Source organism: Sediminicoccus rosea (assembly GCF_033547095.1).
In the GTDB taxonomy this organism is placed as follows: Bacteria; Pseudomonadota; Alphaproteobacteria; order Acetobacterales; family Acetobacteraceae; genus Roseococcus; species Roseococcus rosea.
In genome coordinates this window covers 2508777-2529547 of sequence record NZ_CP137852.1, presented here as the reverse complement: position 1 = coordinate 2529547, position 20771 = coordinate 2508777, and the positions used below count along the sequence as shown (strand labels likewise).

At 69.8% G+C, this 20771-nt stretch carries 16 protein-coding genes and 1 tRNA gene; 9 read left to right on the top strand and 8 right to left on the bottom strand.

The genetic code is table 11. From position 1 onward, the window contains the following. Positions 1-17 precede the first annotated feature (17 nt). From R9Z33_RS12170 to bchF, 7 genes are read right to left on the bottom strand one after another with little or no spacing between them, the layout of a single operon-like run. The gene (locus R9Z33_RS12170; RefSeq protein ID WP_318651560.1) at positions 18-1439 is read right to left on the bottom strand and encodes a BCD family MFS transporter; all 1422 of its coding nucleotides are present in this window, start codon (positions 1437-1439) and stop codon (positions 18-20) included. Further along, positions 1436-2134: a magnesium protoporphyrin IX methyltransferase gene (gene bchM / locus R9Z33_RS12165; protein WP_318651559.1), complete on the bottom strand. Its 699-nt coding sequence runs from the start codon at positions 2132-2134 to the stop codon at positions 1436-1438. The genes R9Z33_RS12170 and bchM overlap by 4 nt, the downstream gene beginning before the upstream one ends. Continuing rightward, positions 2134-3048, bottom strand: a complete 915-nt coding sequence (gene bchL / locus R9Z33_RS12160; RefSeq protein WP_318651558.1) for a ferredoxin:protochlorophyllide reductase (ATP-dependent) iron-sulfur ATP-binding protein — start codon at positions 3046-3048, stop codon at positions 2134-2136. The genes bchM and bchL overlap by 1 nt, the downstream gene beginning before the upstream one ends. Further along, on the bottom strand, positions 3045-6665 hold the full coding sequence (locus R9Z33_RS12155) for a magnesium chelatase subunit H (RefSeq protein WP_318651557.1): 3621 nt from the start codon (positions 6663-6665) through the stop codon (positions 3045-3047). The genes bchL and R9Z33_RS12155 overlap by 4 nt, the downstream gene beginning before the upstream one ends. Continuing rightward, positions 6637-8193 carry a ferredoxin:protochlorophyllide reductase (ATP-dependent) subunit B gene (bchB, locus tag R9Z33_RS12150; protein WP_318651556.1) on the bottom strand — a complete coding sequence of 519 codons (1557 nt, stop codon included), beginning with the start codon at positions 8191-8193 and terminating at the stop codon, positions 6637-6639. The genes R9Z33_RS12155 and bchB overlap by 29 nt, the downstream gene beginning before the upstream one ends. Positions 8194-8197: 4 nt before the next feature. After that, positions 8198-9484 carry a ferredoxin:protochlorophyllide reductase (ATP-dependent) subunit N gene (locus R9Z33_RS12145; RefSeq protein WP_318651555.1) on the bottom strand — a complete coding sequence of 429 codons (1287 nt, stop codon included), beginning with the start codon at positions 9482-9484 and terminating at the stop codon, positions 8198-8200. Beyond that, positions 9481-10044: a 2-vinyl bacteriochlorophyllide hydratase gene (bchF, locus tag R9Z33_RS12140; protein ID WP_318651554.1), complete on the bottom strand. Its 564-nt coding sequence runs from the start codon at positions 10042-10044 to the stop codon at positions 9481-9483. Before bchF ends, R9Z33_RS12145 begins: the two co-directional genes overlap by 4 nt. A gap of 278 nt (positions 10045-10322) precedes the next feature. On the opposite strand from bchF, the gene R9Z33_RS12135 reads away from it, so the two are divergent. The 7 genes from R9Z33_RS12135 to crtD all read left to right on the top strand — a co-directional run bounded on the left by R9Z33_RS12135 (position 10323) and on the right by crtD (position 18529). Beyond that, positions 10323-11102, top strand: coding sequence for a cobalamin B12-binding domain-containing protein (locus R9Z33_RS12135; protein ID WP_318651553.1), 780 nt, complete (start codon positions 10323-10325; stop codon positions 11100-11102). An 87-nt stretch (positions 11103-11189) separates the two neighbouring features. After that, a complete protein-coding gene (ppsR, locus tag R9Z33_RS12130) occupies positions 11190-12554 on the top strand; it encodes a transcriptional regulator PpsR (protein WP_318651552.1) in 1365 nt (454 codons plus the stop codon). Positions 12555-12558: 4 nt separating this feature from the next. After that, positions 12559-13446 (top strand): chlorophyll synthase ChlG, encoded by an 888-nt coding sequence (chlG, locus tag R9Z33_RS12125; protein ID WP_318651551.1) that lies wholly within the window; start codon positions 12559-12561, stop codon positions 13444-13446. Then, positions 13443-14804 (top strand): BCD family MFS transporter, encoded by a 1362-nt coding sequence (locus tag R9Z33_RS12120; RefSeq protein ID WP_318651550.1) that lies wholly within the window; start codon positions 13443-13445, stop codon positions 14802-14804. The genes chlG and R9Z33_RS12120 overlap by 4 nt, the downstream gene beginning before the upstream one ends. Next, positions 14801-15982 (top strand): geranylgeranyl diphosphate reductase, encoded by a 1182-nt coding sequence (locus R9Z33_RS12115; RefSeq protein WP_318651549.1) that lies wholly within the window; start codon positions 14801-14803, stop codon positions 15980-15982. The genes R9Z33_RS12120 and R9Z33_RS12115 overlap by 4 nt, the downstream gene beginning before the upstream one ends. Beyond that, on the top strand, positions 15982-17025 hold the full coding sequence (gene hemC / locus R9Z33_RS12110; protein ID WP_318651548.1) for a hydroxymethylbilane synthase: 1044 nt from the start codon (positions 15982-15984) through the stop codon (positions 17023-17025). The genes R9Z33_RS12115 and hemC overlap by 1 nt, the downstream gene beginning before the upstream one ends. A 19-nt stretch (positions 17026-17044) precedes the next feature. Beyond that, complete coding sequence (gene crtD, locus R9Z33_RS12105; protein ID WP_318651547.1) at positions 17045-18529, top strand: 1-hydroxycarotenoid 3,4-desaturase CrtD; 1485 nt, start codon at positions 17045-17047, stop codon at positions 18527-18529. A gap of 9 nt (positions 18530-18538) precedes the next feature. Here the strand turns inward: crtD and R9Z33_RS12100 are convergent. Next, positions 18539-18613: transfer RNA gene (locus R9Z33_RS12100), tRNA-Thr, on the bottom strand. Between the two features lie 255 nt (positions 18614-18868). Between R9Z33_RS12100 and R9Z33_RS12095 the strand changes: the two genes are divergently transcribed. Both R9Z33_RS12095 and R9Z33_RS12090 read left to right on the top strand, forming a co-directional pair. Next, positions 18869-19858: a chemotaxis protein CheB gene (locus R9Z33_RS12095; protein WP_318651546.1), complete on the top strand. Its 990-nt coding sequence runs from the start codon at positions 18869-18871 to the stop codon at positions 19856-19858. Between the two features lie 86 nt (positions 19859-19944). Further along, positions 19945-20727, top strand: a complete 783-nt coding sequence (locus tag R9Z33_RS12090) for a bestrophin-like domain (protein ID WP_318651545.1) — start codon at positions 19945-19947, stop codon at positions 20725-20727. Positions 20728-20771 lie beyond the last annotated feature (44 nt).

The following is a 20771-nucleotide window of genomic DNA, read 5'->3' as shown; positions in this document are numbered from 1 at the left end:
CGGACCTCCTCTTGGCTTCAGGTTGCAGTCTGCGGCCCGGAAAGTCCGAGCGGTGAGTCGAGGCGTCGCGGCGTGCGGACCAGGGGTCCGATCACCGCGAGGGTCGCGAAGAGAAGCGCGATTTCGATGAGGTAGACGGCGCCGTAGCCGACGGCGGGGCCGGTGAGCACGTCCCCCAGCATCCCTCCGGTGGCGAGGCCGGCGAGCGTGTCACGCAGCAGGCCGCCGGTCGCGATGGCGAGACCCGCAGCGGTGGCCTGCACCGCCCCCCAGCTGCCGAGTGCGAGGCCGATCTTGTCCGCCGGCGCGGCCTGCATGCAGCTCGTCAGTGTGCCATGGCCGAAAAGCCCAGCGCCAAAGCCGATCACCGCGACGCCGCAGGCGAAGAGGCCCGTGCTGGCAAGCGGCGCCGCGAGCAGCACGCCCGCGAAACCCAGCGTGCCGAACATCGCGCCGAAGCCCGCGATGCGGTTGGCGTCCGAACCATCGCCGATGCGCTTGGCCGCAAGCCAGAATCCGACGATGCCGCCCGAGGCGAAGAGCGCCGTCAGCAGCGTCGTCGCCCCGACACTCAGCCCCAGGATCTGCCCGCCATAGGGCTCGAGCAGGATATCCTGGGCAGAGAAGGCGAAGGTGCCGAGGCCGGTCGCCAGCAGGCGCCGCCCCCAGGGGCCGGTCTGCCGCAGCTCGCGCCAGGCAGCGATGAAGCTCGGCTCTTCTGTGCGGTCCATGTTGCGGTTCGGGACGCGCGGCTCCTGCTTCCACACGGCGATGAAGTTGATGACCATGGTGAGCGCGGCCGCCCCCTGGATCACCTGGATGAGCTTGATCTGGCTGAAGGGCGTCAGCAGCGCGCCGAACACGATCGAGGCGAGCAGCATGCCCAGCAGGAACATGACCGAAAGCAGCGCCACCACCTTGGCCTGGACCTTGGGCGGCGCGATGTCGGTGGCGAGGGCCAGGCCCGCCGTCTGCACCATATGCATGCCGGCGCCCACCAGCAGGAAGGAGATGGCGGCAGCCACCTGTCCCGCCCACATCGGGCCCGTGGTGTCGCCCGAAAGCAGGATCAGCGCGAAGGGCATCATCGCGAAGCCGCTGAACTGGAAGATGGTGCCGAACCAGATGTAGGGCACCCGCCGCCACCCAAGCGCGGAAGCGTAGTTGTCCGAACGGAAGCCGATCAGCGCACGCAGCGGCGCGAAGACGAGCGGCAGCGCCACCATGACGGCGACCAGACCCGCGGGCACCTGCAATTCCACGATCATCACGCGGTTCAGCGTGCCAATCAGCAGCACCGCGGCCATGCCGACGGAGATCTGGAACAGGGACAGGCGCAGCAGGCGCGAAAGCGGAAGTTCCTCCGTCGCCGCATCGGCGAAGGGCAGCATCGCGGGCGAGAGCCGCATCCATTGCTTGGCGAGGCTGAAGCCTCTCATCGCCTCACCCATTCATAGGCCTGGCTGGTGTAGAAGCCGCGCTGCACCTTCCGGTGGCGGCCCGCCGTGAAGTCGCGCAGCGCGGGCTCGGCTGCGATCAGGCGGCGCAGCTTGGATTCGGCCAGCGGCGCAATGAAGGGCGCCCGGTCGCCGCGCGGGAACAGGCGCCCCACCGTGATCATGGCGCTCAGCAACGGCGAGTTGGGAGCGACGGTAAACAGCATGGACCGACGGCAACGCTTCGCCGCGCGCGCCAGCGCCGCGACGATGTCAGGCGCGTCGTAGTGGATCAGGCTGTCCATGGCGACGATATGGTCGAATTCGCCATGCTCCTCGCCCAGCATGTCGCCCGCCACGAAATGCGGCTGCGGGCCACCGATCTCCTGCGCGCGCTCCCGCGCGCACTCGACCAGAGTGGGCGAGAGGTCCACCGCCACGACATCGGCGCCGCGCAGCGCGGCTTCGCTCGCCAGGGCGCCCGTGCCGCAGCCGGCATCGAGCAGGCGCAGACCGGTCAGGTCCTCCGGCAGCCAGGAGAGCAGCGTCTTGCGCATCTCGTCACGGCCCGCGCGCACGGTGGCGCGGATACCGCTGACCGGCGCATCCGACGTCAGGCGCTGCCAGGCGGCGGCGGCCGTCCGGTCGAAATAGGCTTCGAGCTTGCTGCGCCGCTCGGTGTAGGTCGCGCTGTGCATCAGTCGTAGCCCAGCAGGTCGAAGATCTCGCGATCCTTGAGGGGCCCCGCCTCCAGCGGGTCCACCCCCGCCCAGAGGCTGGCTGCGAGGCGCAGATATTCCGCGCGCACCGCTTCCACTTCCGGGCTGTCATCCATCTCGAACAGCGTCGCCTTCTTGAGGCGCGAGCGGCGGATCACGTCGAGGTCGGGGAAATGGCCCAGCAGCTTCATGCCGGTCCGGTCGTTGTAGCGCTCGATCTGGTCCGTGTCCTTCGAGCGGTTGGCGATCACGCCGCCGATCCTGACGCCGTAGTTCTTCGCCTTGGCGTGGATGGCGGCCACGATCCGGTTCATCGCGAAGATGCTGTCGAAGTCATTGGCGGCGACGATCAGGCCGCGATCGGCATGGAGCAGCGGCGCCGCGAAGCCACCGCAGACCACATCGCCCAGCACGTCAAAGACCACCACATCGGTGTCCTCCAGCAGGTGATGCTCCTTCAGGAGCTTCACCGTCTGGCCCACCACATAGCCGCCGCAGCCGGTGCCGGCCGGCGGGCCGCCCGCCTCCACGCACATGACGCCGCCATAGCCCTCGACCACGAAATCTTCCGCACGGAGTTCCTCCGCGTGGAAGTCCACACTCTCCAGCACGTCGATGACCGTCGGGATCATCCGCTTGGTGAGCGTGAATGTGCTGTCATGCTTCGGATCGCAGCCGATCTGCAGCACACGCTTGCCGAGCTTGGCGAAGGCGGCCGAGAGGTTGGAGCTGGTCGTGCTCTTGCCGATGCCGCCCTTGCCATAGACGGCGAAGACCTTGGCTGTCTCGATCTTGGCGATCTGGTCCATGTGGACCTGGACGCTGCCCGCGCCATCCCCCACCTTCTGGGTATTGGCCCCGCGGATCAGCTCGGTTCGCGTCACGTGATTCATGCAGCCATCTCCGGGGTGATGCCTTCAAGCCGGTCTTCGAGCTCCTCGCCGGCACGGCGCAGCGCTTCAAGCGTTGCTGCATCGGGCGTCCAGTAGGAGCGTTCGGTGGCTTCGATCAGGCGGTTCGCGATCTTCGCGGATGCGGTCGGGTTGAGGTTGGCGAGGCGCGCGCGCATCTCGTCATCCAGCATGTAGGTCTGCGCCAGGTGCTGATAGACCCAGGGCTGCACCTGGCCGGTGGTGGCAGACCAGCCCATGGTGTTGGTCACGTGCTCTTCGATCTGGCGCACGCCCTCATAGCCATGGCTCAGCATGGCCTCGAACCACTTCGGGTTCAGCGCGCGGGTGCGCGTCTCGAGGCTCACCTGCTCGGCGAGCGAGCGGACGGTGCCGGCCCCCTTGGTCTGGTCTCCAATATAGACCGAGGGCTCCTGCCCGCGGACGCGCAGCACGGCGCGGCTCATGCCACCCAGGCTGTCGAAGTAGTGGCTGATGGTGGTGATGCCGCTCTCGACGGAGTCGAGGTTCTGGTAGGTGCATTCGACGGTGCCGAGCACCTCGTTCATCACCGCATCCTGACGGCGCGGGCGGCCATCGGCGCCATAGGCGAAGCCCTTGCGCTTGAGATAGGCCTCGGCCAGCTCGTCCTCGTCCTGCCAACCGCCATTGTCCACGATCTGGTTGACGTTGGCGCCGTAGGTGCCGTCCGCATTACCGAAGATGCGCAACGCCGCATCCTCGATGCTGCCACCATGCTTCGCCAGGAAGGCCATGGCGTGCTTGCGGATGAAGTTCATCGCCTCCGGCTCATCCGCCTGCGCGGCGAGCAGCGCGGCCTCGGCCAGCAGCTTGGTCTGCAGCGGCAGCAGATCCCGGAAGATGCCGGAGAGGCTGATCATCACGTCAATGCGCGGGCGACCGAGGCGCTCCAGCGGCACGAGCTGCGCGCCACAGAGGCGGCCATAGGCGTCATGCCGCGGCTCGGCGCCCATCAGCCAGAGCGCCTGGGCGATGGGACCACCCTCGGTCTTCAGGTTGTCGGTGCCCCAGAGGACCATGGCGATGGTCTCGGGCAGGGCCGCGCCTTGCGAGGCGTGACGCTCCAGCAGGCGGTCGGCCTGCTGCGCGCCGTCCCGCACGGCGAAGTTGGACGGGATGGCGAAGGGATCGAAGCCGTGCAGGTTGCGGCCCGTGGGCAGCACATCCGTGGTGCGCAGCAGGTCACCGCCAGGCGCCGGCTTGGTGTAGCCGCCATCCAGCGCATGCAGGATGGCCGGGATCTCATGCTCGGTCGCCAGCAGGTGATCGAGGCGCGCGCGCTCCGCGGGCTCGGTCACGCCGGCCGCGTCCAGCATCTCGTGGCGCTGCTGCTCGCTCATGGGCTGACCCAAGGCGTGCAGGCCATAGGGGATGAGGGTGTATTCCAGCTCCAGCAGCTCTGCGGTGAGCTTCATCATCCGCACTTCGCAGGCCTCGGCCTCCCAGGCGGGCTCGGCCGCGGCCAGCTCCACCGCGGCGGCCTGCGCCTGGACGAGCTGCGCCATGTTGGCGCGCATCGCAGGGTCGGTGTCGGGCTCCAGCGCGCGCCAGCGATCCAGGCTCGCCTTCAGGTCCATCAGGCCGCGATACAGTCCCGCACTCGCCACCGGCGGCGTCAGGTAGCTGATCAGCGTGGCCCCGGCCCGCCGCTTGGCGAGCATGCCCTCGGAAGGGTTGTTGGAGGCGTAGAGGTAGAAATTCGGCAGGTCGCCGATCAGCCGGTCGGGCCAGCATTCGGCCGACATGCCGGCCTGCTTGCCCGGCATGAACTCCAGCGCGCCATGGGTGCCGAAATGCAGTACTGCATCCGCCTGGAACTCCTCGCTCAGCCAGCGATAGAAGGCGGCGAAGGCGTGGGTGGGGGCGAAGCCATGCTCGAAGAGCAGCCGCATGGGGTCGCCCTCATAGCCGAAGCCGGGCTGCACGCCGACGAAGACGTTGCCGAAGCGCTCGCCGAGCACGTGGATGCTGGCGCCGTCGCTCTGCTGCCGACCGGGGGCCGGGCCCCAGGACTTCTCGATCTCGGCCAGCCAGCGCTGCTTGCGGACGTGATCATCCGTCGTCACCCGGGCGCCGACATTGGCGAGCGCGCCGAAGCGCTCGCGATTGCCGTTGATGATCTGCTCGCGCAGCGCATCCACGCTCTCCGGCACCTCGACCGTGTAGCCCTGGTCCCGCATGCCGCGCAGCGTGGCGTGCAGGCTCTCGAACACGGAGAGATAGGCGGCGGTGCCGGTATTCCCGGCATTGGGCGGGAAGTTGAAGAGCACAATGCCGACGCGCCGTTCGGCCCGTGCCTTGCGGCGAAGCGCGATCATCTTGAGCACGCGCTGCGCGAGCGTGCCGGCGCGTTCGTAATGCGCGACCATGTCGCGCCCGCAGGAGACGCCGTCGCAGCCCGGGCAGCGGTCGCCCGGCGTGGTCGCGCCGCAGCGCCCGCCGAAGGTCATCGGCATGATGGCGCCGTCAAGCTCGGGCAGCGCAACCATCATGGTGGCCTCCACCGGCGTCAGACCGCGCGCATCCTTGCGCCACTGGAAGATCGGCTGGAATTCGAGCGGATGGGCGCCGACATAGGGCACGTCGAGCGCCGCCAGCATCGTCTCCGCTGCGCGCGCGTCATTATAAGCCGGGCCGCCCACCAGCGAGAATCCGGTGAGCGAGACCACCGCATCCACCGTGGCGCGGCCGTCGCGCATGAAGAAGCGCTCCACCGCCGGGCGCTGGTCGAGGCCCGAGGCGAAGGCCGGCACCACCTCGATGCCGCGCTTCTCGAACTCGGCGATGACGCCGTCATAATGGCCTGCATTGCCGGCCAGCACATAGGAGCGCAGCACCAGCAGCCCGACCCGGCCCTGACTGCCCTGGCGCCGCGGCAGCGCCGCCACGTCATCGGCGAAACGGTTGGGCAGCGCCGGGTGATAAAGGCCGATCTCGGGGTATTCGACCGGAGCGCCGGGCTTCGCGACCGGCGCATTGGCGTAGCGATGGGCCAGCAGCCGAACCAGATTCGCCAGGTTCTCGGAGGAGCCGGCCAGCCAGTATTGCAGGCAGAGCATGTAGGCGCGCACATCCTGCGCCACGCCCGGGATGAAGCGCAGCAGCTTCGGCAGCTCGCGCAGCATCTTCATCTGCCCGGCGCCCGAGGATTTCGGCCCCTTCGACCCGCGCAGCTTCTTCAGCATGCCCAGCACGCCGCGCGCCTCGACCGACATGTCGAACTTCTTGAGGCGGGTAAGCTTCACCACCTCGCCGGCCGACATCATGCCGACCATCGCGGCGCAATCCGCCCGGCGGGCTTCGAGCGCGGGCATCACCATCCGCACATGGTCATCAAGGAAAAGCATGGCGGCCAGGATGATGTCCGCCCGTGCGATGTCGGCATGGCAGGCCGCCAGCGCATGCGCGTCGCTGGCCCATTCATCGGCCGAGTGGACGATGAGGCGCAGCCCCGGCATCTCGGCCGCAAGTTCGGCCTGTGCACGCTCAACCGCAGCGCCAAAGTGACCATCCATGGTCACGATGACGACGTGGAGGGGCTGGCCCCCCCTAGCGGGAGAAGTAGGCTTTTGCGTCATACAGGGTCTCTACCGTGATGGTCCGGATGCCGTTCATCTCGGCGAAGCGCTCCGTGTTGCGGCGGGCCTTGCCGCGCACGAAGAACGGGATCTTCTTCAGCTCGCGCTCGCCATCCGGCGTCCAGCTGACGGCACCTGGCGCCTCGATCACGGCGGCCTCGGCCACCGCGGGCGCTTCCTCGGCCGGCGCGGCCGCACGGGGTGCGGCGGCATGGCCGAGATGCGAGGGCGCGGCCTCGGCGTGGAACTCGAAATCCTCGCGGAACATCCCGATCAGGTGTTCCTCCAGGCCCATCATCAGCGGATGGACCCAGGTATCGAAGAGGACATTGGCACCCTCGAAGCCCATCTGCGGCGAGTTGCGCGCGGGGAAATCCTGCACATGGACGGGTGCCGAGATCACCGCGCAGGGGACGCCCAGGCGCTTGGCCACGTGGCGCTCCATCTGCGTGCCCAGCACGAGCTCCGGCTGGGCGGCGGCGATCGCGGCCTCGACCTCCAGATAATCGTCGGTGATCAGCGCTTCGAGGCCGTGGCGCTTCGCAGCCTCGCGCACGTCGCGCGCCTGCTCGCGGGAATAGGTGCCGAGGCCCACGACCTGGAACCCGAGTTCTTCGGCCGCGACCCGTGCGGCGGCCACGGCATGGGTGGCATCGGCGAAGATGAAGACGCGCTTGCCGGTGAGGTAGGTGCTGTCCACGCTGCGCGAGTACCAGGGCAGACGCGAACTCTCCTCGGCGAGAAAATCGCTGGCATCCACCTGGGCCAGAGCGGCGACCTCGGCGATGAAGTCCCGCGTGCCACCGACGCCGATGGGAATGCACCGGGTGAAGGGCTGCCCCAGGTTGCGCTGCATCCAGGAGGCGGCCTGCCCCGCGATCTCGGGGTAGAGGACCACGTTGAAATCGGCATCGCCGAGCCGCGCGAGATCGGACGGGCGGGCGCCCAGCGGCGCCACCACATTCACCGCGATGCCGAGCCGCGCGAGGATCCCGCGCACCTCCTTGATGTCATCGCGATGGCGGAAGCCGAGCGCCGTCGGGCCCAGGATGTTGCAGCGGGGCGCGGCGCCGGACGCGCGCTCCATCTTCACGGCGAAACGGCGGATGAGCTGGTAGAGCGTCTCGGCCGCGCCCCAGTTCTCCTTCTTCTGGTAGGCCGGCAGTTCCACCGGGATCACCGGGATGGAAAGCCCCGAGCTGGCGGCAAGCCCGCCCGGATCATCCTGGATCAGCTCCGCCGTGCAGGAGGCGCCGACCAGCATGGCCTCGGGCCGGAAGCGCTCATTGGCGTCGCGCAGCGCGGTCTTGAACAGCTCCGCCGTGTCGCCGCCGAGGTCGCGGGCCTGGAACGTGGTGTAGGTGACGGGCGGGCGCGAATTGCGCCGCTCGATCATGGTGAAGAGCAGGTCGGCGTAGGTGTCGCCCTGCGGGGCGTGCAGCACGTAGTGCAGGCCTTCCATGGCGGCCGCGACACGCATCGCCCCCACATGGGGCGGGCCTTCATAGGTCCAGAGGGTGAGCTGCATCGCCTCAGACCTTCAGCACGTCGCGCCGCGCGAAGGGGCGCGCGAAAAGGCCAGCGAGATCGCCCGCCTGGTCGTAGCCCTGCACCGGCGTGAAGACGAGCTCGATGGACCACTTGGTCGTGATGCCCTGCGCCTCCAGCGGATTCGCGAGGCCGAGGCCGCAGACCACGAGGTCCGGTCGCGCCGCGTGGCAGCGGTCGAGCTGCTTCTCCACATCCTGCCCCTCGGAGAGCAGCGCCGATTCGGGCAGCAGCGGCATCTCTTCCGCCAGGTGCTGGCGGTGCAGATAGGGCGTGCCGATCTCAATCGCCTCCATCCCGCATTCGCGCGAGAGGAAGCGCGCCATCGGCACTTCCAGCTGCGAGTCGGGGAAGAAGAAGACGGACTTGCCGGCGAGTCGCGCGCGCGGGCCGGCCAGCGCCTGGCGGGCTCGGGCTTCGCCGGCTGCCGTCACCTCGTTGAAACGCGCCTCGCTCACCCCGAAGGCGCGGGCGGCGGCACGGAGCCAGAGCGTCGTGCCCTCGGCGCCCAACGGGAAGGGTGCAGCCAGGTGCCGCGCGCCGCGGGCTTCGAGCAGGCGGCCAGTCTCAGCCAGGAAGGGCTGGGCCAGCAGGAACTGCGTGCCGGGGCCGACCGCCGGCATGCCGCCCGCGCGCCGCGCCGGCAGGAAGGCCACGCGCTCGATTCCCATGGCGGCGAAGAGGCGGATGAACTGGTCCTCGACCACATCGGCCAAGGCACCCACGACCATGAGCTGCGCCACCTCGGATTGCGGCAGCTCCGGCACGAGCGCGGCGAGGCAGGCATCCTCGCCCTGGGTGAATGTGGTTTCGATTCCCGAGCCCGAATAGTTCAGCACGCGCACGCCGTTGAAGCGGCGATCGAGCCGCTGCGCGGCGCGGGCGAGGTCGAGCTTGATGACCTCCGAAGGGCAGGAGCCGACGAGGAACAAGAGCTTGATGTCCGGCCGGCGCTCCAGCAGGCGCGTCACGTTACGGTCCAGTTCCTCCTGGGCGTCGGCCAGGCCGGCCAGGTCGCGCTCATCCAGGATGGCGGTGGCGAAGCGCGGCTCGGCGAAGATCATGACGCCGGCGGCCGATTGCAGCAGGTGGGCGCAGGTGCGGCTGCCGACCACGAGGAAGAAGGCGTCCTGGATCTTGCGATGCATCCAGACGATGCCGGTCAGCCCGCAGAAGACCTCGCGCTGGCCCCGCTCGCGCAGGACGGGGCGGGTGTCGCAGCCAGCCTCGGCCGGGGCCGCGGGGGCTGGGCGCTCGAGGATGGCGCTCATGCGCCCTCGGCCTGCAGGCGCGCGGCGCGCAGCTTCAGGACGAATTGCGTGGCGTTGATGACGTAGGCGGCATAGGCCGCGAGGGCGAGCCACATCTGGAAATGCGTGTCACCCCAGCCGGCGAAGAGCGCGCCGAGATAGGCCGTGTGCAGCGCCAGCACCAGCATGCTGAACACGTCCTCCCAGAAGAAGGCCGGGGCGAAGAGGTACTTGCCGTAGACCTCATGCTCCCAGATGCAGCCGGTGATCATGATCGTGTAGAGCAGCAAGGTCTTGAGGACGATCGAGCCCTCGGCCCAGGCGAGCCCCTCCCCGCTGCCGAGATAGCGGATGACGAGACCGACGCTGACCATGAAGACCAGGAACTGGACGGGCGCGAGGATGCCCTGCACCAGCGTCCAGGGCGTGGCGTCGCGGCGGGCCTTTTCCTCGGCGGTGTAGAGCGGCGGGCGCGTGGAGGCCGCGCCGGGCGCATGCTTGTGCTTGCGGCCGGAGGCCATGCCGTAGGGGCAGGAATCCACTGCGTTGATCAGCCGATCAAGCACCTGGTTCGAAAGCATGGTGGACTAGCCCTCCGCTGCGGGGAGACGGGACCGGTTGGCGGAGGGGGTCGGGGAACTGGTCCGATCCATTCGCATCTCCCGGCTGTCTCGGCTCCCTTAGGATGACTGAAAGCTAGGTGTTCCCCCGCGCCGGTGTCAAGCAAGATTGACGTAAAGATGAATTGACAACCAGGGACTGCTCGGACGATGATCCAGCGCCATGGGTCATTAGGGAAGCCGAAAACATGTTGCACAGCGCGGCGAGGAAGGCGGCCCAAAGACCCGGGACCGGAGCCATGGAGAACCCCCTCGCCCGCTCGATTTTCGGCCGTCGCCTGGGCATCATCTCCCGACAGATCGAGCTGGCCGTGGGCCAGAACGTCATCCCCCTCCTCTCCGAGCTGCGCCAGCCCATGGACGTGGCCGAGGTCGAGCGCCTCACGGCCTCCCTCACCCGCGGCGAGAGCGAGACGCTGCGTCGGACCATCGAACAGCGCCGGACGGAAGGCCAATCATCCGAGCATCTGTGTCTGACTTTGTTGACACTCCTGGCGCGCCGGCTGGGGGAATGGTGGGAGCAGGACCGCTGCTCCTTCGTCGAGGTCACCCTCGGCATGATCGTCCTGCACGAGCAGCTGCGCGGCCTCGGGCGCGGCCTTCCATCCTCCGCCCGGATCGGGGCCGGCCGCTCGGCCCTGATGATGCCGACGATCGGCAACCAGCACAGCATGGGCATCGCCATGGTCGCGGAGTTCTTCCGGGCCGGCGGCTGGGCCATCGTGGACGACGCGGTGGACAGCGAGGAGACGCTCATGGCCCGCGTTGCCGAGCAATGGTTCGGCATCGTCGCCATCTCGGTCGCCTCGGCCGAGGCCGTGCCCGGGCTTGGCCCTCAGATCGCGGCCATCCGCCGCCATTCCCGCAACCCCGATGTGGCCGTCATGCTCGGCGGCCCGGCCCTGCTGGCCGAGCCAGGCCTCGCCAGCGTGGTGGGCGCCGACGCGACCGCACCCGACGCGGCCGAGGCGCTGCGCCGGGCGGAGGCCCTGGTGGCTCTCATGACCGAGGCTCCATGATAACAGCGACGTACAACCCACCCCCCTGTTGGAAGGAACGGACATCGCGTGTTGGGATTTGGCACCCCGGGCCAGTCGCTGGGAGACATGGATGCGGAAGCCGCATCCCGCCTGATTGCCGCCGCCGCTGACGCGACGCTGGTGGTGGATGGTGATGGCGTGATCCGCGACATGGCTTTCGGCAATGCCGACCTCGCCGCCGCCCTGGGTGGGCGGAAGGCGTGGGTCGGGCGTTCGCTGGTGGATTCCGTCGCGGAGGACAGCCGCGGCAAGGTGCAGGAAATGCTGGCCGGCGCCGCCGGGCACGAGGCGCCGCGCTGGCGCCACCTGAACCTGCGCGGCATGGATGGCGTGACGCTGCCCCTGCTCTGCGCCGCGAACCAGGTCACCGGCTCGGACCGCAGCGTCGTCTTCGCGCGCGACCTCAGGCTGCTCGCCTCGCTGCAGCAGCGACTGGTCGAGGCGCAGCAGGCGATGGAGCGGGAATATGGCCGGCTGCGCCAGGCCGAGACGCGCTACCGCCTGCTCTTCCAGATGTCCGGCGAGCCGGTGCTCGTGCTGGATGCGGCGAGCCTGCGCGTGCTGGAGGCGAACCTCGCCGCAGACCGCCTCTTCGGCGCGGAGCCGAGCTTCCTCGACGCCTTCGCCGCCGAGGAGCGACCGAAGATCGAGGCGCTCCTTGCCGCGGTGCGGAGCGCCGGCACGGCCGAGGAGCGGCGGGTGATGCTCGCCGGCACGGGCCGCGAGGTTCTTCTCTCCGCATCGCTGCTGCGCCATGAGCGCAGCGCGCTGTTCCTCGTCCGCCTCGCCTATCTCGGCGTCGAGCGCGAGCCGGTCGCCGCCCCCACCTCCAGCACGCGGCTGGCCGGCTTCGTGGAGAGCACGCCCGACGCCTTCGTGCTGATCGGCGCGGATGGGCGCATCATCACCGCCAACCCCGCCTTCCTGGACCTGGCCGAACTGCCCAACGAGGCGCAGGCGCGTGGCGAGGAACTCTCCCGCTTCCTCGGCCGGCAATCCATCGAGCTCGATGTGCTGCTGGCCCAGGTGCGCGGGCGCGGCCCCGTGCGCCTGTTCCGCACCATCATGCGCGGCGACCACGGCTCCCAGGCGGAGGTCGAGGTCTCGGCCGTTTCCGTGATCGATGGCGGCCAGCCCTGCTTCGGCTTCACCATCCGCGACATCGGCACGCGCCCGGCGCTGCAGCCCGAGGCCGCCTCCGCCCTGCCGGCCGCCGGCCAGCTGACCGACCTCGTCGGCCGCGTGCCGCTGAAGGAACTGGTGCGCGAGGCGACGGACGTGATCGAGAAGCTGGCCATCGAGGCGGCGCTCGAACTCACCGGCAACAACCGCGCCTCGGCGGCCGAGATGCTCGGCCTGTCGCGGCAGTCGCTCTACGTGAAGCTGCGCCGCTACGGCATCGGCGAAGCCGATGCGGATGAGGAGAGCTAGGCGCATGTCCGACTCCGCCATCACCCGCCCCGACCCCTCGGCCGTGCTCGAGCTGTTCAAGCCCGTCACCTGGTTTCCGCCGGTCTGGGCCTTCCTCTGCGGGGTGGTGGCTTCGGGTGCGCCGATGCAGGGCAAATGGGGCTTCGCCGCTCTCGGCCTCCTGCTGGCAGGGCCCATGGTCTGCGCCACGAGCCAGGCGGTGAATGACTGGTTCGACCGGCATGTGGACGCGATCAACGAGCCGCATCGCCCGATTCCCTCGGGCCGCATTCCGGGCCGGCTCGGCCTCTACATCGCGATCTTCTGGAGCTTCGCCTCGCTGCTGGTGGGTGCCACGCTGGGCGCCTGGGGATTCGCGGCCACCGTGGTCGCGCTGGCGCTGGCCTGGGCCTATTCGGCGCCGCCGCTGCGGCTGAAGCTCAATGGCTGGTGGGGCAACCTCGCCTGCGGTCTCAGCTACGAGTCGCTGCCCTGGATCACGGCCGCCGCCGTCATCTCCGGTGGCGCGCCTGCCCTGCCCGTCATCGTCATGGCCCTGCTCTACGGCCTCGGCGCGCATGGCATCATGACGCTGAACGACTTCAAATCCATCGAGGGCGACACGCGCACCGGCGTGCGCAGCCTGCCGGTGCAGCTGGGTGCCGAGCGCGCGGCGCTGGTCGCCTGCTGGATGATGGCGATCCCGCAGGTGGTCGTGATCGGCCTGCTCTTCGCCTGGGATGCGCCGATCCACGCGCTTGTGGTGGTCCTGCTTCTCGCCGGCCAGGTCGCGGCCATGGTGAAGATGCTGCGCGACCCGAAGAAGCTGGCCCCCTGGTACAACGCGACGGGCATCGGGATGTATGTGCTCGGCATGCTGGCCACCGCCTTCGCGCTGCGGGGGATGGCATGATGCGCCTTGGCGCCACCGATGCACGCCTCCAAGCCAAGGCCCACCGGCGGTCGGAGGCGGGGCTCTCCTGGATCAGCATCGTCCGGCTGGGACTGGTGCAGACGGCGCTCGGCGCCATCATCGTGCTGACCACCTCCACGCTGAACCGCGTGATGGTGGTGGAATACGCGCTGCCGGCCATGCTGCCGGGCATCCTCGTCGCGATTCATCATGCGGTGCAGATGCTGCGCCCGCGCCTGGGCTATGGCAGCGACATGGGGGTGCGGCGCACGCCCTGGATCATCGGCGGCATGGCGGTTCTGGCGCTGGGCGGCGTGACGGCCGCGGGCGCGGTGGCGTTGATGAGCCTCTCGCTCGGCTGGGGCGTGGCCCTGGCGGCCCTCGGCTTCTTCCTGGTGGGGCTCGGCGTGGGGGCGGCCGGCACCTCGCTGCTCGCCATGCTGGCCTCGATGGTCGAGCCGGAACGCCGCGCGCCGGCCGCCACCATCCTCTGGGTCATGATGATCGTGGGCTTCGCGGTGACGGCGGGCGTCGCGGGCAAGCTGCTCGATCCCTTCTCGCCGCTGCGCCTCGTCGCCGTCACGGGCGGCGTTTCGCTGGTGGCCTTCCTGCTCGCCTGCGTCGCGCTGATCGGCATCGAACGCGGCGCCCGCGCGCCCGTCGCCCATGAGGGCGAGCGCCCCGCCTTCTCCGCCGTGCTGCGCGAGGTCTGGGCCGATCCGGCGGCGCGGCGCTTCACCATCTTCGTCTTCATCTCGATGCTGGCCTACAGCGCGGCCGACCTGGTGCTCGAGCCCTTCGCGGGCGAGGTCTTCGGCCGCTCGATCGGGCAATCCACGGCGCTCGCCGGCATGCAGAACGGCGGCACGCTGGGCGGCATGGTGATCATGGCGATCTTCGGCTCGGGCCTCTTCGGCCAGCGCCTCGCCTCGCTGCGTGGCTGGACGGTCTGGGGCTGCATCGCCTCGGCGGCGGCGCTCGTGGCGCTGGCTTTTGCGCCGCGGCTGGTGGCGCATGTGCCGCTGGAGGTGCTCTACATCGGGCTCGGCCTGGCCAATGGCGCCTTCGCGGCTGCCGCCATCGCCTCGATGATGCAGCTTGCGGGTGCGGCGCGGACCGGCACGCGCATGGGCCTCTGGGGCGCGGCGCAGGCCATCGCCTTCGCGCTCGGCGGCTTCGGCGGCACCGTCATCTGCGACCTCGCGCGCTGGATGCTGGGCAGCGCATCGCAAGCCTACGCGGCCGTCTTCCTGGGCGAGGCCGCGCTCTTCCTGCTCTCGGCCCTGATCGCGACGCGGCTTGCCGTGCCCCGGCTGGCCCAACTCCGCATGACCCCGATGAAGGAGGCCATTTCGTGAGCCAAGACACATATGATGTGCTGGTCGTTGGCGGCGGCCCCTCGGGTGCCACGGCGGCGCATGACCTGGCGCGCGCCGGCAAGCGGGTCGCGATGCTGGATCGCGCGGGGCGCATCAAGCCCTGCGGCGGCGCCATCCCACCGCGGGCGATCCGCGACTTCGCCATCCCGGATCATCTGATCAAGGCGAAGATCAACAACGCGCAGATCATCTCGCCCAAGCGGCGCCGCGTGGACATGCCGGTCGAGAACGGCGGCTATGTCGGCATGGTGGACCGCTGCGAGTTCGACGAGTGGCTGCGGGAGCGGGCGGCCGAGGCGGGCGCCGAATGGATCCGCGGCACTTCGCACGACCTGGAGCGCGACCCGGACGGCACCGCCGTCATCACCTATGAGCCGAAGGGCGGCAGCGGCCTCGCGCGCATCCGGGCCCGGATGGTGATCATTGCCAATGGCGCGCGCAGCGAGCTGGCGCTCCAGGCCATCCCGGGCCAGGGCCACCCGAAATGCGTCTTCGCCTATCACGAGATCGTGAAGGTGCCGGAGAGCGGCTTCGACGGGCAGCGCTGCGACGTCATCTATGATGGCCGCACCTCCCCCGACTTCTACGCCTGGATCTTCCCGCATGGCGACACGGCCAGCATCGGCACGGGCAGCGCGCAGAAGGGATTCTCGCTGCGCGGCGCCACGGCCATGGTGCGCGAGGAGAATGGCCTGGCGGGCGTCGAGACCATCCGGCGCGAGGGCGCGCCCATCCCGATGAAACCCTTGAAGAAGTGGGACAACGGGCGAGATGTGATCCTGGCCGGTGACAGCGCCGGCGTCGTCGCCCCCGCCTCGGGCGAGGGCATCTACTACGCCATGCTGGGCGGGCGACTCGCGGCCGAGGCCGTGCAGATGGCGCTCGTCACCAACGATGCCAAGGCCCTGAGGAGCGCGCGCAAGCGCTTCATGAAGGATCACGGCAAGGTCTTCATGGTCCTCGGGATCATGCAGTTTTTCTGGTACCGCAATGACTGGGTGCGGGAGCGTTTCGTGAAGATGTGCATGGACAAGGACGTCCAGCGCCTGACGTGGGAATCCTACATGAACAAGGAATTGGTCCGGAAGGACCCGCTGGCGCATGTGAAGATCTTCTTCAAGGACATGGCCCACCTCCTCGGTCTGGCGCGCGCCTGATGGACCTCGCCGCCCCCCACCACGCCCGGGCCCGCGCCAAGCGCCACCACGGCCCCACCCTGCCGATGAAGGTGGGCACGCGCGGTTCGCCGCTCGCCCTCTATCAGACGCGCCATTTCCTGGACCTGATCCGCGCCGTCTGCCCGCTGCTGCGCGAGGTCGAGGCCTTCGAGGAGCATGAGATCAGCACGGCGGGGGACCGCGTGCAGGATCGCAGGCTCGCCGAGATCGGCGGCAAGGGCCTCTTCGCCAAGGAAATCCATGAGGCGCTGCTGGATGGCCGCGTGGATTTCGCGGTCCATTCGCTGAAGGACCTGGAGACCGAACTCCCGCCCGGCATCGTGCTCGCCTGCACCCTGCGGCGTGAGGACCCGCGCGATGCGATCGTCCTTGGCGATGCCTGCCATCGCAGCGCCTTCCGCGACTCGCGCGGCTTCACCAGCGCGGCGCACCACGCCAATGCGGACCCCTTCGCCGCCCTGCCCAAGGGGGCCCTGGTCGGCACCGCCTCGGTCCGGCGCCAGGCGCAGCTGCTGCACGCCCGGCCCGACCTCCGCTGCGAGGTGATCCGCGGCAATGTGCAGACTCGCCTCTCGCGCGTCGCGACCGGGGAGTTCGATGCCTCGCTGCTGGCCCTCGCCGGCCTCAAGCGTCTGGAGCTGGAGCATCACGCGGGCGTGATCATCAGCCCGGATGACATGGTGCCGGCCGCCTGCCAGGGCATCATCGGCGTCACCGTCCGCGCCGATGACGTGGAGCTGCACGAGCTGCTCTCCGCCATCTGCGACCCCTGCTCGCGCCCCGTCAGCCTGTGCGAGCGCGCCTTCCTCGGCGCGCTGGACGGTTCCTGCCGGACGCCGATCGGCGGCCACGCGACGCTGACGGATGACGGGCGGATCCGCCTCACGGGCCTGATCGCCCGTGCCGATGGCAGCTTCGTCCTCCGCCGCACCCTGACCGGCGATGCCTGCGATGCCGAGCGCCTCGGCCGGGCGCTGGGCGAGGAGATGCTGGTGGACAGCCCGGCTGACGTCTTCGCCTGAGGCGTGCCAGACTGAGCGCGTGACCCAGCGCGTCCTGATCATCGGGGCCGGCATCGCCGGCCTGACCGCCGCCGCCATGCTTGCCAGCCGCGGGCATGACGTGACCGTCCTCGAGCGCCAGGCGGCCCCTGGCGGCAAGATGCGCCACCTCGCCATCGGCGATGCGCGGATTGATGGCGGGCCCACCGTCTTCACCATGCGCTGGGTCTTCGACGAAATCTTCGCCGCCTGCGGCACCAGCCTCGCCGAGCATCTCACGCTGCAGCCGGTGGAGGTCCTGGCGCGCCACGCCTGGGATGGCCGGCCCGGGCGACTCGACCTCTTCGCCGATATCCAGCGCTCGGCCGAGGCCATCGGCGCCTTCGCGGGCGCGGCCGAGGCGCGCGGCTATCTCGACTTCGTCGCCCGGGCGAAGAAGACCTTCTCGGCGCTGGAGGCACCCTTCATCCGCGCCTCCCGCCCCTCGCCCATGGGGCTCGTGAGCCGGGCGGGAATCGGCGGCATGGGGCGGCTGCTCGCCACCTCTCCCTTCTCCACGCTCTGGAACGCGCTGGGCGAGCATTTCCAGGATGCGCGGCTGCGCCAGCTCTTCGGCCGCTATGCCACCTATGTCGGGTCCTCGCCCTTCCTGGCGCCGGCCACGCTCATGCTGATCGCGCATGTGGAACAGGAGGGCGTCTGGCTGGTCGAGGGCGGGATGCATCGCGTGGCCCGCGCCTTCGAGGCGCTGGCCGCCGCCAAGGGCGCCCGGTTCCGCTACGAGTCCGATGTCGCCGAGATCCTGGTGAAAGGCGGACGGGCCGCCGGCGTCCGCCTCGCGGATGGCGAGGTGCTGGAGGCCGGCACCATCATTTCCAACGGCGATGTGGCGGCGATCTCGGCCGGGCGCTTCGGCCAGGCGGCGATGGGCGCCGTGGCCCCGGTGCCGCGCGCGCGCCGCTCGCTCTCCGCCGTCACCTGGGGCATGCATGTGCGGACCGAGGGCTTCCCGCTGGTGCGGCACAATGTGTTCTTCTCGGGCGACTACACGCGCGAATTCGATGAGCTCACGCAACAGGGCCGCCTGCCCTCCACGCCCACCGTCTATGTCTGCGCGCAGGATCGCGGCGATGACGACAGCGCGCTCGATGGGCCCGAGCGCCTGCTCTGCCTGATCAACGCCCCGGCGCGCGGCGATTATCGCCCCATCCCGCCCGGCGCCCTCGCCGAGGCGGAACGGGCCACCTTCGCCCTGCTCGCCCGCTGCGGCCTGACGGTCGAGCGCGACCCCGCGCGCGAGATCCTGACGACGCCCACCGGCTTCGACGCGCTCTTCCCCGCGACGGGCGGCGCGCTTTACGGCCAGGCGGTGCATGGCTGGTCCGCGACCTTCGCAAGGCCGGGAACGCAGACCAAGCTGCCCGGACTGCATGTCGCGAGCGGCAGCGCGCATCCGGGCGCAGGCGTGCCGATGGCGGCGCTGTCCGGGCGGCTGGCGGCGCTGCGTGTGCTGGAAGGGCGCTGAGCGGGGGAATGGTGCTGTTGGGGAGGATTGAACTCCCGACCTCTCCCTTACCAAGGGAGTGCTCTACCACTGAGCTACAACAGCAAACCGAGGCGCTTCCTACATATCCGCCCTGGGGTTGGCAACCCCACCCGGCTTGGCGCGCTTCAGGCAAATCCGGGATGCGTCGCGCAGGCGCAGCCATGCGGCGGCGGCCCCCCCACGCCGGATGAACCGGGGCCCGCATCCGGCCCGTAATCCCTGCGAAAGCCGGGGCTGGCGACGGAGGGCGCTTGCCGGTCGCCTTGGTGGGGGGCGCCCATCCGTGTCACCCTGGACCGATCTCGAAGGATGTTCTCCGTGCCGCCAGTCGCCACTGTCGCCGCCATCGGAGCTTCCGCTGGCGGCGTCGAAGCCCTGCGGGCCCTCTTCCACGCCGCGCAGAAGGGCACGGCAGTCGCCTATATCGTGCTGCTGCATCTCGCGCCCGACCGCGGCAGCGCCCTGCCCGAGATCATCGGCCGCGAATGCGCGCTCGAGGTGCTGGCCGCGGAACACGACATGCCGATCCTGGCCGATCAGGTCCTGGTCATTCCCCCGGGCGTGCTGGCGACGGTCTCCAAGGGCCGGATCATGCTCCAGCCGGGCGACACCTCCAGCCGCGACCCGCGCTCGATCGATGTGCTGTTCTCCTCGCTGGCGCTGGATTTCCAGGAGCGCGCGATCGGCGTCGTGCTGTCGGGCTATGGCCATGACGGGACGCTCGGCATCAAGGCCATCAAGGAGCAGGGCGGGCTGACGGTCGCGCAGGGCAGCAACGCACTGGGGCCGGGACATAACGGCATGCCCGACAGCGCGATCGCGGGCGGCCTGGTGGACCTGATCCTGCCGGTGGGCGAGATCGCGGCGAAGCTCGCCGAATATGCGGCGAGCGCCGGCCCGCTGGCGGACCTCGTGCAGGGGCAGCTCGCGCCGCACCTCGCGAGCGCAGGGCGCGGCCTGGTCACGGGCCCGCCGGTCACGCTCGAACCCGCCCCCGCCCTCGCGATGGGGCTCGTCCTGCATGAGATGGCGACGAATGCAGTGAAATACGGCGCCCTGTCAGGCACCGCCGGCACCGTCACCGTGACCTGGAAGCTCCAGTCCTCGCCGGCCGGCCCGCGCCTGGTGCTGCGCTGGGAGGAGCGCGGCGGGCCCAAGGCCGTGCCGCCCACGCGCCGCGGCTTCGGCAGCGAGCTGGTCTCGGGCCAGGTCGAGCACGCGCTGCGCGGGACGCTGAAGCAGCGCTATGGCGATGAGGGATATACGGCGACCATCACAATGCCCTGGACGCGGCGGGCGGCCGCCTGACCGGCCCGCACGGCCCGGGGCGAGAGCTGGCCCGGGGCTGCGGCGCGGCGCAAGACGGGGCCGGAGCCCCGCACCGGAGAGACCCGATGAACTTCCTCAACCAGAACGCGCTCCTCGGCTTCCTGCTGGTGGTCCTGCTGCCGACCGCGAGCGTCTTCGGCCTCTCCTGCCTGGTGCGGCGCGTCGCGCCCCTCGCATGGCTGCGGCGGAACAACGAGGTGGGCGGCTACAAATACCAGGCGGTCAGCGCGATCTACGCCGTCCTGCTCGGCTTCGTCGTCGTCGCCGTCTGGGAGCGCTTTCACGAGGCCGAGGGGCAGGTGACGACGGAGGCGACGGCCTGGACGACGCTCAACCGCCTCAGCATCGGCCTGCCGGAGGCGGCGGCGGCCGGCGTCCGCGAGGCGGTGCTCGGTTATCTCGACCTGACCGTGCAGCGGGAATGGCCGGCCATGGCGCGCGGCGAGGCCCTGCCGGAGGCCGGGCTCGCGCTCACCGAGGTGACGCGCCGCTACCTCGCCATCGTGGATGACAGCAGCCGCACCCAGACCGTCGTCTCGAAATCCATCGACCTCCTGGCGGGGATCAGCCAGGCGCGCCGCGCCCGCCTGGGCGCGATGGCGGGCAGCGTGCCCAAGGTGCTCTGGTTCTCCCTGGTCGCGGGGACCGTCATCATGGTCGCCTTCTCCTTCTTCCTGGCCTCGGAGAACCTGCTCGGCCAGGCCTTCATGACGGCGATGGTCGCCTTCACCGTGACCTCCCTCCTCTATGTGGCGGTGCTGTTGGACCAGCCCTTCTCCGGCCCGGCCAGCATCAGCAGCCTGCCGCTGGAACATGCCGCGAGCGTCTTCCGCGCCGGGCGGACATGACGGGCGGGCGGACCGCCTGCCTGTGGCGTCATGGGCCGAATGGC